Source organism: Legionella fallonii LLAP-10 (genome assembly GCF_000953135.1).
Taxonomy (GTDB): Bacteria; Pseudomonadota; Gammaproteobacteria; order Legionellales; family Legionellaceae; genus Legionella; species Legionella fallonii.
Genome location: NZ_LN614827.1, coordinates 1,144,895 through 1,160,294, shown reverse-complemented (window position 1 = coordinate 1,160,294; position 15,400 = coordinate 1,144,895). Strand labels below are relative to the sequence as shown.

Sequence of the window (15,400 nt, the reverse complement as noted above, 5' to 3'; positions counted from 1 at the left end):
TCACGCCCACTAAATCGCCCTTTCTCCACCACAACAAATTTGAAACAAGGCCTTTTTTAGATGAATTACCGGCGAAAGCCGGTATCCATAGGATGCTGAAAGATTGATGGATGCCGGCTTTGTCGGCAATTCGAATCTAGCTAAACTCGACGAGCGTTTCGCTTAACATCCGCAAAATATAGCTCCTCATAAACGGTTAAGATCCATTAGCCTGACTGCTACGAGTATCAATGAAACCTTTAAGACCATTATGAAACACTCACAATCTACAAACAGCTGCATCCAACTCAACAACGGGCACATCAACAACCATATTGCGTTGTTCGAACTTAGCAATAACTAACTTAGCTGCATCAAGTATTTGCTCTACATCACTTTTTTCTGACCAAAAATTTTGGAATACCAAAGGATATTTTTCTAATAAATCGGCTTTATCTATTTTTGTATGACTCTCTAAAGCCCGCTCTATTACCGAAAGACAGTCTACCTTTTGGCGAGTTTTATCAGTCTGCGGCACAGAAGGATTATCTAAAACAGCTATCTTCCGTATAATGACTTGATGAAGATATTCTTTCCCCTTCTCCTTTGTCATCTCTCTTACCGCAGCACTATAATCAGGGCGAGTAAATAATCTATGATGCTGTGCTTCATTATTGACATTGCTATCTAATGTACTCACTAACTCAGGGGCATTAGCTACTTCAGCTTGAGGTAGTGTTGACTCTGGCTTTCCTAAAAAAAGTAATCCTTTTATAAACAGTTTCCAATTATGAGGAATAACTCTCCAAGCAATATCCAGGAGAGTAAAAGCTACAGCAGTCAAAGCAAAAACAGAGCCTAATGCTGGAGCAACCGCAGGGAAAAGCATTACAAAAGTAACAGCCCCAATCACGGCAGTTAACAATCCCATCATAAATAGGTTATTTAAAGCAGCCTGCACATAATGCATGCGTTGAGCAGATCCGGACAATGACTCATAAGCCCTATAAAGATTAAGACCAAACATCACCGATTGATGCATGAATGCTAACGCAGAACTACCAAAGAAAAACCACGGCCCCGCTACAAAGGTAAAATCATAGATTGCGGCTAATGCAGCACCATAAAGTGAAATACTAGCTAATATCGCGCAGCCTACAGAAGTGATAAAGTTAAACCACTGATCAAAATTCTTATTGCTTGCTTTGGCTAAGTGATAACCATTGATTATAGCCGTTATCGTCATTAATATTCCGATAAATGGCAGCATGGTATAAAGTATGGGAGAAGCACTAAGTGCCGAAAAAAGTTGAGAATCAGACATTAAACCAAATAATACCGTATCCTGTACTTCCTTAGTATACAAAGCAAGCTTTTGAATCAGACGAACTAACATAAATCACCTAGTAAAATTATTTAGGAGTTGCAACGAATTAGAGTCTCTGGCATCAATCGTTTTTACCTAAGTCCTATTGTTTATCCAGAGATCAGATTAAGGAACAAAGACCTATCTAATACCTTATCCCTAGCCCTCACTGCCATTAAGTTAAGATATTTCGAATCCTCACGGGCGAGGCGAGTTTTCGTGTCAGTGCAGTATTATTCCACTTATAATGCCTTCTCCACATTGGAGAATAATGAAACAAATGCAAATTAAAAGTAGGCTGAGCCATTGGTTCATGACTGTGAGGTTAAGAGACTTTCCATACGCTCCATCGATCCGTTCGGGCTGAGGAAGCGCTTTAGCGCTGTCTCGAAGCCTGTCCGAAGTCTCGAAAGGCCTTGCCAATTCTGATACGAGGCTTCGAGGCGGAGTTTCGCTCCGCCTCAGCCCGAACGGCTCATAATTATCCCATAAGGAATAATTGCTTCTTAACAACGTCCTCTGAGCACCGCACTCTTAATTTAATAATCGTAATAAGCCCTATTATTGTCTTAATTGTGGGAACAAAATTACATCACGAATAGATTGTGAATTAGTAAACAACATCACTAATCTATCAATACCTATTCCCTCACCAGCTGTTGGAGGTAATCCATATTCCAATGCCTCGATATAGTCACTATCAAAATGCATAGCCTCCATATCTCCAGCATCCTTTTCGGCTACTTGTTTATAAAAACGCTCCGCCTGATCTTCGGCATCATTCAACTCAGAGAAACCGTTGGCAATTTCACGCCCTGCGATAAAAAATTCAAATCTATCAGTAACTTCAGGATTTGAATCACTTCGTCTTGCTAAAGGAGAAATTTCCGTCGGATATTCTGTAATAAATGTAGGTTGGAATAATTGATGCTCTACTGTTTCTTCAAAAATAGTCATCTGTAATTTACCCAAGCCATCTGTTATTTGATAAGGCAATTTTAAATTGTCCAACAAGGCTTTACATTCCTCTGCTGTCTCCAATTGCTGAGCACTAATTTGAGGATGGTATTTTAATATCGCTTCTTTAACGCTCATTTGCATAAAAGGTTTATTAAAATCAATAAATTGGCCTTGGTATTCTACTTCTCTAGTACCTAAAACCGCATCGCATAAATGGCGTAATAACTGTTCTGTAAAAACGATTAAATCTTTATAGTCAGCATAAGCCTGGTAGAATTCAATCATAGTAAATTCAGGGTTATGCCGCGTAGAAATTCCCTCATTACGGAAATTACGATTAATCTCATAGACGCGTTCAAAACCACCAACTACCAAGCGTTTCAAATAAAGCTCTGGAGCGATACGCAAATAAAGTGTCATATCCAGTGTATTATGATGCGTAATGAAAGGACGTGCTACAGCTCCTCCTGGAATGGGGTGCATCATGGGGGTTTCTACTTCTAGATAATGATTTTTGTCCATGAATTGTCTTACAGCCTGAATCAGACGAGAGCGTACTAAAAAGGTCTGTCTGCTTTCTTCATTAGCAATCAAATCAACATAGCGTTTGCGATATTTCATTTCTTGATCGGCCAAACCATGGAACTTATCAGGCAAGGGTCTTAACGATTTCGTTAATAATTCAACGTGTTCGGCATTTACAGTCAACTCACCAGTATTCGTTTTAAAGAGTTCCCCTTTAACACCAACGATATCGCCTAAATCCCAATGCTTAAATTGCTCATATACTTCAGGAAGATCATTGGCACGAATATAAACCTGCATACGCCCAGAGACATCTTGGATATGGAAGAAACTGGCCTTACCCATAATACGCCTTAGAACGATACGTCCCGCAACAGCGACCTTCACTTGTTGCTGAGCTAAAGTCTCTTTTTCAATATCAGCATATTGTTCCATTAATTTGTCAGCTAAATGTTCGCGACGAAATTGATTGGGAAAATTAAAACCGTCAGTACGTAATTCGGCTAATTTCTGTTTGCGAATATGGTATACTTCACTTTCATCTAAATGTTCTTCAGTCATGCTGTCCTACTCCTGCCTTTAAACTGGCTTCAATAAATTGATCTAATGCGCCATCTAATACCGCCTGGGTATTACTCGTTTCAACTCCAGTGCGCAAATCTTTAATACGTGATTGATCTAAAACATAAGAGCGAATTTGCGATCCCCATCCTATGTCTGATTTAGATGCTTCCAAAGCTTGCTGCTCTGCATTTTTCTTCTGCATTTCCAATTCATATAACTTGGCTCGCAGTTGCTTCATTGCTTGATCTTTGTTCTTATGCTGGCTTCTATCATTCTGACATTGAACTACTATACCACTAGGCTCATGGGTTATACGCACAGCAGAATCAGTTCTGTTAACGTGCTGTCCTCCTGCACCAGATGCCCTATAGGTATCGATACGCAAATCAGCTGGATTGATTTCTATTTCTATATCATCATCCACTTCAGGCGAAACAAACACAGCTGCAAAAGAAGTATGGCGTCTATTGCCTGAATCAAAAGGAGATTTTCGTACTAAACGATGAACCCCTGTCTCGGTACGCAACCATCCAAAAGCATATTCACCGGTGAAGTGAATAGTAGCACTTTTAATCCCTGCGACTTCACCAGGAGAGCATTCAATCAACTCTGTGGTAAAACCATGCTGCTCTCCCCAACGCAGATACATTCGTAGAATCATCTCAGCCCAATCTTGAGCTTCAGTTCCACCTGAACCGGATTGAATATCAAGGTAAGCACTACAATCATCCATTTTGCCAGAAAACATGCGACGAAACTCTAATCCAGCAACTTGTCCCTCGACAGAGTTTAATTCTTCGCCAACATCAGCGATCGTCTGCTCGTCATTTTCTTCTTTAGCAAGTTCAAAAAGCTCTGTTAAATCAATAATGGATTGATGCAATTGCGTCAAAGTAACCACTATTGCTTCGAGTTGAGTGCGCTCACGCCCCAAGGCTTGTGCTTGCTCAGGATTATCCCAAATAGTCGATGATTCTAATTCACGGGTGACTTCTTCCAGGCGCTCACTTTTCCCTTCAAAGTCAAAGATACCCCCTAAGGGATTCAATACGCTGCCCTAAGTCAATTAAATTAAGATTTATCTGATTCACTTCTAACATGAATGTCTCTTACCAAAATAATACAAAAATAAGGATAGGATTTTACAGTGAAAGTCTCTTTCTAGCTATAGTAAATAATTTGTTATCGCTAAATACAAGACAAATTGAATATCTATATTTATAAAGTGAAACATAGGGGAAGAATAATTATGTCAATGTCGGGCAACAAATTACCCTACATTGCTGCGCGTTAAAGCGCATTATTTCGATTTAGGCTAAGGCGCGGCTTCTACGAAGATAAGAGGCAAAGCCACTAGAGCGAGTACAATTAGACTGTATAAATAATTATACTTTTAAAGCAGATCGATACGCTTGCAAATTCATTAACAACTCGGCTTCTGCATTAGATAAGTGGCAACTGGAAATAATTTCATCTCTATCGCCCCCCATTTCCAATATCCTCAATGCATGCTGATAGCCGCCATCATTATCACGTTTATTTTCTAAATCCTGTAGTTGATTATCCATACTAATTAACTGCGCATTAATTTCTCTTAATTGTTTGGCAAATAATAAATCAGCGCTAACGAGGATTGGATGATCTTTTACAATCTGCGCCATAGATTGTTCTAATGAGTTCATATTTTCTCGTAAAACAATTAATTGTTTTCTATGACTTAATAAAAAACTGCCTATGCATAAAAAAATAATGACATTAAAGAACAGAACGATATTTATCATTTATTTTCCTTTTTAACCGGATCTTGTTGGTTTGTTGCTGCTTTAGGAACTACTATTGGGTCTACTGCTGGACCTACATTGAACATCACATTATGTGGCTGGCCCATTTCAGGATTAGTCAATCTATCAACCCCCCTATTTTTAGCAATAATTATATCTACCCGTCGATTCTGGCTTCGTCCTTCTTCAGTCGAGTTATCTGCAATAGGGTACTGATCTCCATATCCAGTCACTAAAAGGCGATCATTAGAGATTCCATAACTGTTTAAAATACGAGCAACAGTAGCTGCTCGGGTTGCTGATAACTCCCAATTCGATGGAAATTGAGGGGTTTCTATAGGTACATCATCTGTATAACCCTCAACCACAATAGGATAAGGAAGATCTTTTACTTTAGCAGCAAGTTGCATTAGTTTCACCAATGCTTCGGGGGTTAAATCAGCCGTTCCGTTGGCAAACATAGAACCGGCTTTAATATCCATCTCGATCCAACCTTCTTGCCGGCTAATTTTAAAATCACCACTCTCTAGTTCAGACAGTGACTTATTTAGATCATCAAGACCATCTCTATACTTACCACTGGTCTTTTTATCGTTGGGACCATCAGCTTTTTTATCAGTTGATTCAGTCGCTTTATTTTGATCTTTTTTATTAAATGCTGATTTCATTCCATCTGAAAGTGAACGGTATTTAGATACGTTAACCGAAGAAATAGCATACATCACCACGAAAAAGGCAAATAGAAGGGTAATAAAATCCGCATAGGATACAACCCATCGGTGACTATCAATATGCTCTTCTTGTTTATTGCGTCTTGATCTCATGTTTTTTATGCTGGCCAAAGTTGTTCAATTTCAGTTGTAGCATATTAGGACTTTCACCTCCGGCTATAGCCACCAGTCCTTCTACAAGCATTTCATCAAAATGTACCTTGCGGGCGATACAACTTTTTAACTTACTCGCCACAGGCAAGAATATAAGATTAGCTAAACCCACACCATAAATGGTAGCCACAAACGCTACAGCAATACCTAACCCCAAACTTCCAGGATCGGCTAAATTCCTCATTACTTGAATCAATCCTAAAACAGCGCCCAAAATTCCTATGGTAGGACTATATCCCCCCATGCTTTCAAAAACTTGCGCAGCACGTAAATCTTGAGATTCATCATGATCTATCTCTGACTCCAAAACTTGTCTAATAGTTATCTTATCTACACCAAGAACCAATAACTCAAGACCTTTATTTACTATAGGATTTTTTTCTACCTCTAAATGATCTTCCAAAGAAAGCAATCCTAATTGGCGTGCTTTTCGAGCTAATTCAATTAACAAATTTCTGTATTCATCAAAACCAATTCGAGGAGGTCTGAGAATCCAGGGTAAAATTCTAAACGCTCTCAAAAAGGTGTGCATAGGCGTTTGTACCATTACTGCGCCCAAAGTCCCACCCAAAACAATGAGTAAAGCCGCCTCATTGAGGAGGGAGTGTATATTTCCCCCCTCAATCATTTGTCCCATGATAATAGCAAGAAAACCAGTTAATAAACCTATAAGTGTTAGTGCATCCATTGTTATTTATTTATTCCAATAACCGTGATTTGATACGGTGGGTTGCTTGACTAAGAATTTGCGAAATTCGAGACTCACTGACTTCTAAAACCTCTCCAATTTCTTTCAAATTCAAATCCTGTTCATAATATAAGGACAATACAACACGTTCCTTATGAGGTAATCCCCCGATGACATCCGTTAAGCGACTCATTAAGTCACTGTGTAGCGCATTGACATGAGGCTCAGTCGACTCCCCTCCTCCTTCTGCATACAAAAGATCATCTGTTACCCCCAAGTCATCAAAACCATATAAATGACTGCTGGCAGAATCCTGCAGCATTTCATGGTATTCATTCAAAGGAATATCCAACTCTTCGGCTACTTCATAGTCCTTAGCTTCACGCCCTAATCGGTGCTCCACCTGTTTTACAGCCTCAGAAATCATTCTCGAATTACGATAAACTGATCGAGGTACCCAATCATTACGTCTTACTTCATCAAGCATATGCCCTCGGATACGAATTCCAGCATAAGTCTCAAATGAAGCCCCCTTAGACGAATCATAATGTCTTGCAGCTTCCAATAAACCAAGCATCCCAGCCTGTATTAAATCATCAAGTTGAACACTTTGTGGTAAACGTCCAAGCAAATGATGAGCAATACGCTTAACTAATATAGCATGTCCCTTTACCAGTGTTTCCTGGGTTTGTTGATTTACCTTGCTGTATGCAGCTAAAGCATCCACGACACTCTCCTTACAAGAACAGCACAAGATAATTGATAATTAATAAAATATACAGTCAACCTAATTACACCTATTTTAATTATAGTGAACAATTTAAAAATCACCTGATACTAATCGTTCTAAAAAGAAACTCGTGTTACCACCTAATAATGATTTAAATGGCCAATTGCTAACATTTTCTGCTAAATCCCTTAATGCTGCTGTGGCATCAGATTCAGGGTAGGCCATTAATACCGGTTTTTGTTTCTTTACCGCTTTATGCACATGCTCATCAAAAGGAATCGCTCCTAAATAGTCTAGATGAACATCAAGAAATTGTTCGGAAACTCTAAGTAATTTATTAAATAAATCGCGTCCATCCTTTAAATTTCTAACCATATTGGCCAAAATATGGAAATGAGTCCATTCATAGCGCTTACTCATTACTTTAATTAAAGCATAAGCATCGGTTAATGAAGTAGGTTCATCGCAAACAACCACAATTAATTCTTGAGATGATCGGGTAAAGCTTAATACTGTATCGGAAATTCCCGCCGCAGTATCAATAATCATATAATCCAAATCATCCGTTAACTCATTAAAAGCATCAATTAACCCCGCATGCTCTGCTTGAGTGAGTTGAGTCATAAACTCAGTACCAGAAGCGGCTGGAATGACCCTAATCCCATTAGGCCCTTGTAAAATAATATCGCTTAAATGACAAACTCCTTGAATTACATGGGATAAATTATATTTTGTATGTAGTCCTAACATAATATCAATATTAGCTAATCCCAAATCGGCATCCAATAGCATCACACTTTTATTGAGCTGAGCTAAAGCAACGGCTAAATTAACTGAGACATTACTTTTGCCAACCCCTCCTTTACCTGCTGTGACTGCTATGACCTTAACAGGCTTAGTCCGCGACAAATTCCTAAGACCAGAAGCCTGATCTTTAATGCTTTTGTTGATTTTAGACATAATACTCCCTCCCAACACGCCCTTGTCCCCCGCTACTTTCGTGTTCAGCTTGGAACAATTGAAGTTCTTGCTGAGCAAATAACTCAACAAGTTGGTGACGCGTGGCCATCTTGATGTCTTCTGGTACGCGTTGACCATGTGTTAAATAACTTACCCCTAAACCAGATTCAATAACGGCACTGAGTACGCCGCCTACTGCTAAGGACTCATCCAATTTGGTAATGATGCATTGATCGACCGAATGATTGGTTTGGTATCGTCTAATGGCATCAATAAGAACCTGATAGTGGCTGGTTGCAGGTAAAACTAATACCTTAGCAATAGATTGTAGATAAGTGCCTAAAACGTGCATTTGTTGGATGACTCGCTCATCAGCTGGATTCATGCCCGCGGTATCAATCAAGATTAATTTTTTATCACTTAATTGACGTAACACCCGAGCCAAAGAAACTTCATCCTGGGCAACACAGACCTTTACCCCTAATATTTTTCCGTAAAGAACTAATTGCTCCTGCGCTGCTATCCTATAGGTATCCATGGTGACTAAACCCAATTTGTCAGCGCCAAATCTTAAGGAAAAGCGCGCCGCAATTTTGGCGAGCGTTGTCGTTTTTCCAACACCTGTGGGCCCAACAAAAGCATAAATACCACCTTCTTCTATTCTGCGGGTATCACGAATAGGCAATAGTTCTGAAATATGGGCTAATATGGCCTGCCAAGCTCGTTGCTGGTTTAAATTGGGATTGACTGTACGCGCCCAAACTGCCGCAGTAGTATGGCTGACCCCAAGGTACAGGAGTTTTTGTAGCAATACAGTATGCAAAGGCTCACTACCACCAACATTGCCCCTTAATTGCGCCTCAAGCATGCCTCTTAGCGTTTGAATTTCTTGACGCATATCATCAATAGGAGTCTGTGGAGGATATTTTTCAGCCTGAGTTGGAGGCTCAGCAGTGGCAATGGCAGCTTGAGTTGATAAAATTGATTCATCAAAATCAATAGCCGCAACGACTTCAACCCCACCCTCTACATGATGACTAGACAAAATGACTGCGTCAGGGCCAAAAGTTGCCTTAATTTGTTGCATGGCGCTTCGGGTATCCGCTGCGACAAAGCGTTTTAATTTCATAAAGCCTCCTGCCATTTATACTCGTAACGAGTGTGACTATCCCACAGTACCAATTATTCTTATTTGTTTATTATCAGGAATTTCCTGATAGGACAAAACATGGAAGTCACTGGATATATTACGCACAAATCGTGCCAAAACAGACCTTATTCCAGGTTGTACTACTAAAACAGTGCTTTCTTGTTTGGATTGCTGTTGTGCAGCAAACTGTGCCAAGGAGTTTTGAATCTTATCTGCCATACCCGGCTCAAAACTGACGCCCCCTGCACCACTATTATGAATAGTATTCTGCAATAATTGTTCCAACTCTGGTTTTAAAGTGATAATTGGTAATTCTTCGTTTAACCCACTGATTTTTTGAGTGATTAATCTTGATAAAGAGATGCGAACCTGACTAATTAAAAATTCGACATCTTTAGATTTTGGCGCGTTCTCCGCCAAAGTTTCGACTATAGTTCTAATATCCGTCAAAGGAATATGTTCTATTAATAAGCCCTGTAATATCTTACTAACCATTCCTAGCGTAAGTCCGTCAGGTACCAGTTCTTTTACCAATTTTGGAGAACTCACCGCCAGCTTATCTAAAAGTTGCTGAGTTTCTTCATATCCCAATAACTGCTGACTATTGAGATCCAATATTTGACTTAAATGAGTTGCCACTACCGTAGAAGCATCAACTACCGTATACCCTAGGGTATGTGCTTGTTCTTTTTGATTTTCATTAATCCAAACAGCCTCCATGCCAAAAGCAGGATCTTTACCCGCTATTCCTTCAAGAGTGCCAAAAACCTGTCCCGCATTAATCGCCAGCCATTTGTCTGGATGTATTGCTGCTTCCCCCATAATGACACCCGCTAAACTAATCCTATAGTGATTCGGTTTGAGATCCAAATTATCCCGAATGTGGACAGAAGGAATTAAGAATCCTAATTCTTGAGATATTTTCTTCCGCACCCCCTTAATACGCGACAATAAAACACCTCCCTGCGCACTGTCGACCAAAGGAATTAACCTATAACCAACCTCGAGGCTAATCACATCGACTGGGTTTACATCATCCCAAGAGAGCTCTGCTGCGGCCGGATCTTTAAGTTGGGTAATTTGTTCACTTTCTTTATTACTTTCTTGTTCATTCTTAATTTTGGATTGTCTAATGAATAAATAAGCTATTCCGGCTAAACCTGCTGATAACAATATAAACGCAATATGAGGCATACCTGGAATAACACCAATCAATCCCACAATGGCTGAAGCAATAATTAATGAGCGAGGATTGGAAAAAATCTGCGAGACCATTTCTTTTCCCATATTCTGAGGGCTGGATACTCGCGTCACAATAATGGCAGCTGCAGTGGATAAAACTAAGGATGGAACCTGAGCCACTAAGCCATCGCCTATAGTTAATAAAATATAATTATGCAGTGCATCCGCCAAACTCATCCCGTGTTGCAGGATACCTATAATTAATCCACCAACTATATTGATAACCAGTACTAATATCCCCGCTACAGCATCACCACGGACGAATTTACTAGCACCATCCATGGAGCCATAAAAATCGGCCTCTTTAGCTACATCTGTACGACGTTTTATGGCTTGCTCTTGATTAATTAGACCCGCATTAAGATCCGCATCAATAGCCATCTGTTTTCCGGGTAAGGAATCCAGGGTAAATCGGGCACTAACTTCTGATACCCTTCCAGCACCCTTAGTAACCACTACGAAATTAATCACCACCAAAATAATAAACACGACTAATCCAACGGTGTAGTTTCCACCAATGACCACTTCGCCAAATGATTTGATTACCTGTCCTGCTGCATCAGTACCATTATGCCCATTCAGTAGAACAACACGCGTAGAAGCAACGTTTAAAGAGAGCCTTAATAAAGTAGCAATTAAAATAACAGTAGGAAACACAGCAAAATCCAGCGGCCTTTCGCTATAGATAACAGCCAATAAAACCACCAGAGATAAAGCTATATTAAAGGTGAAAAATATATCCAATAAAAAAGGAGGCAAAGGCAGCATCATCATACTAAGCATAATAATTAGCATTAGCGGAGTGCCTAATCCTTGACGTATCCAGTAATTTAAATAATGCAAAGCGGCTGTCATTTAGTGTCTTCCTCTTCTTCACGTGCTAAATCTGGTGGGATAGGCACGCTTTGTAAGATTTCAGGTTTATGGTCATAACGCTGTTTATCGCGCAATTGAAGGACGTAGGCTAATACTTGAGCCACAGCGATATATAATCCTCTTGGTATTTCAGCGTTTAATTTAGTAGAGAAATAAATTGCTCTGGCTAAGGGAGGAACAGAAATAATAGGCACATTATGATTCTTAGCTTCCTTACTGATTTGAAAAGCAATCAAATCCTTACCTTTGGCCACTACGACTGGAGCACGATGTCCTTTTTGTTGATAACTAATGGCGACAGCATAATGAGTGGGGTTGGTTAACACTACACTGGCTTTAGGAATTTCATTCATCATACGCCGTTTTGCTATCTCATGTTGTGCTCTGCGAATAGCACTTTTTACCTCTGGTTTTCCTTCTGTTTCTTTATATTCATCTCTTAGTTCTTGCTTAGTCATCTTTATTGCCTTGTTGTGCTCATAAAGTTGAAAAGGGACATCCACCGCAGCGATTAAAATTAAGCTTGCCGAAATAAAGAGAAAGGACTTAACAATAATAAATCCCCCATTAATGATCGCTGTTTCTAAAGGTGCATTACTTAAGGCTAATAAAGAAGGAACCTGGGCTTTAAGAACCACGATAGCAATGCCTGCTACAAGAATAAATTTAAAAAAGGATTTAAACATTTCAACAAATCCTTTTAAAGAAACCATGCGCTTAAACCCTTTTAATGGATTTAACCGCGACATTTTAGGTTGCAGCGACTGACTACTAAACACCCAGCCCCCCATAAGCAAGGGCGCTCCCAAAGACAAGAAAAAAATCACTGCTAATATGGGCCAAAGGGCTAAAATCCCTGATTTTGCTAAAAGATACAAGCGTGGGAAAACCGCTGATGGAGTAATAAGTATTCGCGTATCAAACTCAAAGGATTGGCGCATCATATCGGCCAAATGCAAAGAAAGCTGTTTACCGAAAATGAGAAAGCCAACGGCGGTAAATAATAAAATTACCGTCGCATTAAAATCTTTGGAACGTGCAACCTGCCCTTTTTCTCGCGACTCTTTGAGTCGCTTGGCCGAGGGCTGTTCGGTTTTATCTTCTGCCTGATCTTCCTCTGACATTAACGTAACATCCCTTTAATAAAATGCATTCCCTGTTCAATACTGCTAGCTATTTCTGCTCCCATACCCGGCAAATCTATTTTGATAACGATTATGGCCATTAATAGAGTAATGGGAAAACCTAAAGAAAAAATATTCAACTGCGGTGCCACACGCGCCATTATTCCAAACGAGAAACTAACAATAAGTAACGATAATATGGCCGGAATTGAAATTAATACGGCTTCTTTAAACATCCACCCTGAAAACATTAGTACGTGCCACACCATGGTATTATCTATTGCTCCCTTACCTATAGGCATCATACTAAAACTATTGATTAGCGCATCCAACAAAGTTAAATGGCCATTCAATGCTAAAAAACTTAGAGTAGTCATCATCAAATATAACTGACTGACTAATGGAACACTGGCTTTACTGGCAGGATCGACCATCACCGCAAAACCCAAACCTGCTTGCATGGAAATAATTTGTCCACCTAAGACAAAAACTTGAAACACTAGTTGTAGTGCGAAGCCCATCAACATCCCCAGCAATAACTCTTGTATGATATAAACCAAATACAGGCCATTAAAATTCAAAAACGAGAGTTGCGAGGAGATAAAAGGAGAACAAACCCAACCTAAGGCAAGAACAAAGATAACCTTGATACGAGAAGGAATAAAATTCGAAGAAAACACTGGCACTGTCAGCATCAAACCGCTAATACGCACCAAGGGCCAAACGACCTGGCTCAAAGTGCTTATTATTGTCTGATAATCGACATTCATTTCTAGTTCCTAACCTATCATATAAGGGATATTGGTAATTAAAGAATCAGTATAATTAACTAAAGTCTTTAATAGCCAAGGACCGGCAAATACTAATACTAAAAAAGTAACAAACAATTTAGGTATAAAACTTAAGCTAGACTCATTGATTTGAGTTGCTGCTTGAAACATTGCCACAATTAAACCAACCACTAAACCGGGTACAGTAAGCACAGCTAACAGTAATAAAATGACGTTCACACATCCGCTAAACAAAAAACCTATAGATTCAGGGTTCATAATCGCTCCTAGGCCATGGCAAAACTTGAGGCAAGTGATCCCAAGACTAATGTCCAGCCATCCACCATCACAAACAGCATAATTTTAAAAGGCAAAGAAATAATTAAAGGAGATAACATCATCATTCCCATTGCCATCAAAACACTAGAAACTACCAGATCAATAACTAAAAAAGGTAAAAATAGAATAAATCCAATTTGGAATGCTGTTTTCAATTCGCTAGTAATGAATGCTGGAATGAGTACGCTCATAGGTACTTCAGCTAGAGCAGCTGAGTTATCTTTAGCAAATTGCTTAAACAATGATAAATCATTTTTTCGCGTTTGATTCAACATAAACTGTCGTAACGGAATTTGAGCATTCGATAAGGCTTGAGGGAAGCTCATTTTGTCAGCCATATAAGGTTGTATTGCCGTATCATTAATTTTGTTAAAGACGGGAGACATGACAAAATAAGTCATAAATAAAGCAATACCAATCAGGATTTGATTAGTAGGCGTTTGTGCCATGCCAATAGCCTGACGTAAAATTGACAATACGATGATAATTCGAGTGAATGCGGTTACTGCCATCAGTAATCCAGGCAAAACGCTCAGGGCGGTCATAAAAATTAGAATTTGCAAATTAACACTATAAGACTGCGTACCATTTGCACCTGGTTGTACCGTCACAGCAGGTAATGACAAAGGATCAGCCTGAACAGTTAAAGGCAATAAAATAAGCAAGAGGATAGACGCGATTTTGGAGAGCAGTTTTATGTTCTTAAAGTCCATCTTATTTTTTTCCTACTGCAGATTTGAGAAGCTCAGCAAAGGTAGTTTTATTTTCTGCGTCAAATCCTGCGGGCAATTGCTCGCCGAAATCATGCAGGGTATTTACGGTACTTGCTCCAACCCCAACCAATAAATAACGCTCACCTACTTTTAATAGGATTATTTTTTCTTTAGCGCCTAAAGTCATACTTGCTATGGATTGAAAGCCTTTGGAGGTACTTAATTTAACGACATTTAAGCGTTTTACTATCCAAGACAAACAAACAATGACCAATAGAACCATCAGTAAACCGGTAATAAGTCGCAACAACTCATTACGGCTAATCAGATTGGCTCCATCCGTAGGCAATGCCAAAGCCCATCGACTCATGAATAAAAAAAATAATGAAATAATAAAACGCACTTTAATCATGATCTGAGTCGCTTAATCCTCTCAGCTTTACTCACTATATCCGTTAATCTCACGCCAAATTTATCGTTAACTACAACGACCTCACCATGAGCCACTAAAGTACCATTAACTAAAACATCAAGTGGATCTCCGGTCAGGCGATCGAGTGCAACGATACCGCCCTGATTGAGCTGTAATAAATTACGAATCGTCATTTTAGTGCGACCAATTTCTACTGTTACCGATACTGGTATGTCCAATATCAATTCCATTTTCTCGGAATCAGCATCTTGTGCTAAAGCATTGGCTTGAGGTTTGGTCGGATCAAGCGCCGATTCTTTTGATTGAGTCATCCATA

16 protein-coding genes are annotated in these 15,400 nt (G+C 39.5%); all 16 read right to left on the bottom strand.

The window, feature by feature from the left end; translation table 11 throughout:
• Positions 1-259 precede the first annotated feature (259 nt).
• The 16 genes from LFA_RS04670 to fliN all read right to left on the bottom strand — a co-directional run bounded on the left by LFA_RS04670 (position 260) and on the right by fliN (position 15,395).
• Positions 260-1,375, bottom strand: coding sequence for a hypothetical protein (locus LFA_RS04670; protein ID WP_045095141.1), 1,116 nt, complete (start codon positions 1,373-1,375; stop codon positions 260-262).
• A 531-nt stretch (positions 1,376-1,906) separates the two neighbouring features.
• Positions 1,907-3,391, bottom strand: coding sequence for a lysine--tRNA ligase (lysS, locus tag LFA_RS04665; protein WP_045095140.1), 1,485 nt, complete (start codon positions 3,389-3,391; stop codon positions 1,907-1,909).
• A protein-coding gene (gene prfB, locus LFA_RS04660; protein WP_157010283.1) for a peptide chain release factor 2 occupies positions 3,384-4,494 on the bottom strand; the annotation gives its coding sequence in 2 pieces (ribosomal slippage) (positions 3,384-4,418 and positions 4,420-4,494; 1,110 coding nt in all). The genes lysS and prfB overlap by 8 nt, the downstream gene beginning before the upstream one ends.
• Before the next feature lie 285 nt (positions 4,495-4,779).
• The gene (locus LFA_RS04655; RefSeq protein ID WP_045095139.1) at positions 4,780-5,175 is read right to left on the bottom strand and encodes a DUF2802 domain-containing protein; all 396 of its coding nucleotides are present in this window, start codon (positions 5,173-5,175) and stop codon (positions 4,780-4,782) included.
• Positions 5,172-5,999: a flagellar motor protein MotB gene (locus tag LFA_RS04650; RefSeq protein ID WP_045095138.1), complete on the bottom strand. Its 828-nt coding sequence runs from the start codon at positions 5,997-5,999 to the stop codon at positions 5,172-5,174. The genes LFA_RS04655 and LFA_RS04650 overlap by 4 nt, the downstream gene beginning before the upstream one ends.
• Entirely contained in the window at positions 5,980-6,747 is a 768-nt protein-coding gene (locus tag LFA_RS04645) for a flagellar motor protein (RefSeq protein WP_045095137.1), read from the bottom strand. Before LFA_RS04645 ends, LFA_RS04650 begins: the two co-directional genes overlap by 20 nt.
• 10 nt (positions 6,748-6,757) lie before the next feature.
• Complete coding sequence (locus tag LFA_RS04640) at positions 6,758-7,474, bottom strand: RNA polymerase sigma factor FliA (protein WP_045095136.1); 717 nt, start codon at positions 7,472-7,474, stop codon at positions 6,758-6,760.
• A gap of 93 nt (positions 7,475-7,567) precedes the next feature.
• Positions 7,568-8,437 (bottom strand): MinD/ParA family protein, encoded by an 870-nt coding sequence (locus LFA_RS04635; protein WP_045095135.1) that lies wholly within the window; start codon positions 8,435-8,437, stop codon positions 7,568-7,570.
• A complete protein-coding gene (gene flhF, locus LFA_RS04630) occupies positions 8,430-9,566 on the bottom strand; it encodes a flagellar biosynthesis protein FlhF (RefSeq protein ID WP_045095134.1) in 1,137 nt (378 codons plus the stop codon). The genes LFA_RS04635 and flhF overlap by 8 nt, the downstream gene beginning before the upstream one ends.
• Before the next feature lie 36 nt (positions 9,567-9,602).
• The gene (gene flhA / locus LFA_RS04625; protein ID WP_045095133.1) at positions 9,603-11,684 is read right to left on the bottom strand and encodes a flagellar biosynthesis protein FlhA; all 2,082 of its coding nucleotides are present in this window, start codon (positions 11,682-11,684) and stop codon (positions 9,603-9,605) included.
• Entirely contained in the window at positions 11,681-12,829 is a 1,149-nt protein-coding gene (gene flhB / locus LFA_RS04620) for a flagellar biosynthesis protein FlhB (RefSeq protein ID WP_045095132.1), read from the bottom strand. The genes flhA and flhB overlap by 4 nt, the downstream gene beginning before the upstream one ends.
• Positions 12,829-13,599, bottom strand: a complete 771-nt coding sequence (gene fliR, locus LFA_RS04615; RefSeq protein WP_045095131.1) for a flagellar biosynthetic protein FliR — start codon at positions 13,597-13,599, stop codon at positions 12,829-12,831. The genes flhB and fliR overlap by 1 nt, the downstream gene beginning before the upstream one ends.
• A gap of 9 nt (positions 13,600-13,608) precedes the next feature.
• On the bottom strand, positions 13,609-13,878 hold the full coding sequence (fliQ, locus tag LFA_RS04610; RefSeq protein WP_045095130.1) for a flagellar biosynthesis protein FliQ: 270 nt from the start codon (positions 13,876-13,878) through the stop codon (positions 13,609-13,611).
• 8 nt (positions 13,879-13,886) lie between these two features.
• Complete coding sequence (gene fliP, locus LFA_RS04605; protein ID WP_045095129.1) at positions 13,887-14,651, bottom strand: flagellar type III secretion system pore protein FliP; 765 nt, start codon at positions 14,649-14,651, stop codon at positions 13,887-13,889.
• 1 nt (position 14,652) lies between these two features.
• On the bottom strand, positions 14,653-15,021 hold the full coding sequence (fliO, locus tag LFA_RS04600; RefSeq protein ID WP_045097424.1) for a flagellar biosynthetic protein FliO: 369 nt from the start codon (positions 15,019-15,021) through the stop codon (positions 14,653-14,655).
• 38 nt (positions 15,022-15,059) lie between these two features.
• Entirely contained in the window at positions 15,060-15,395 is a 336-nt protein-coding gene (fliN, locus tag LFA_RS04595) for a flagellar motor switch protein FliN (protein WP_045095128.1), read from the bottom strand.
• Positions 15,396-15,400: the final 5 nt, after the last annotated feature.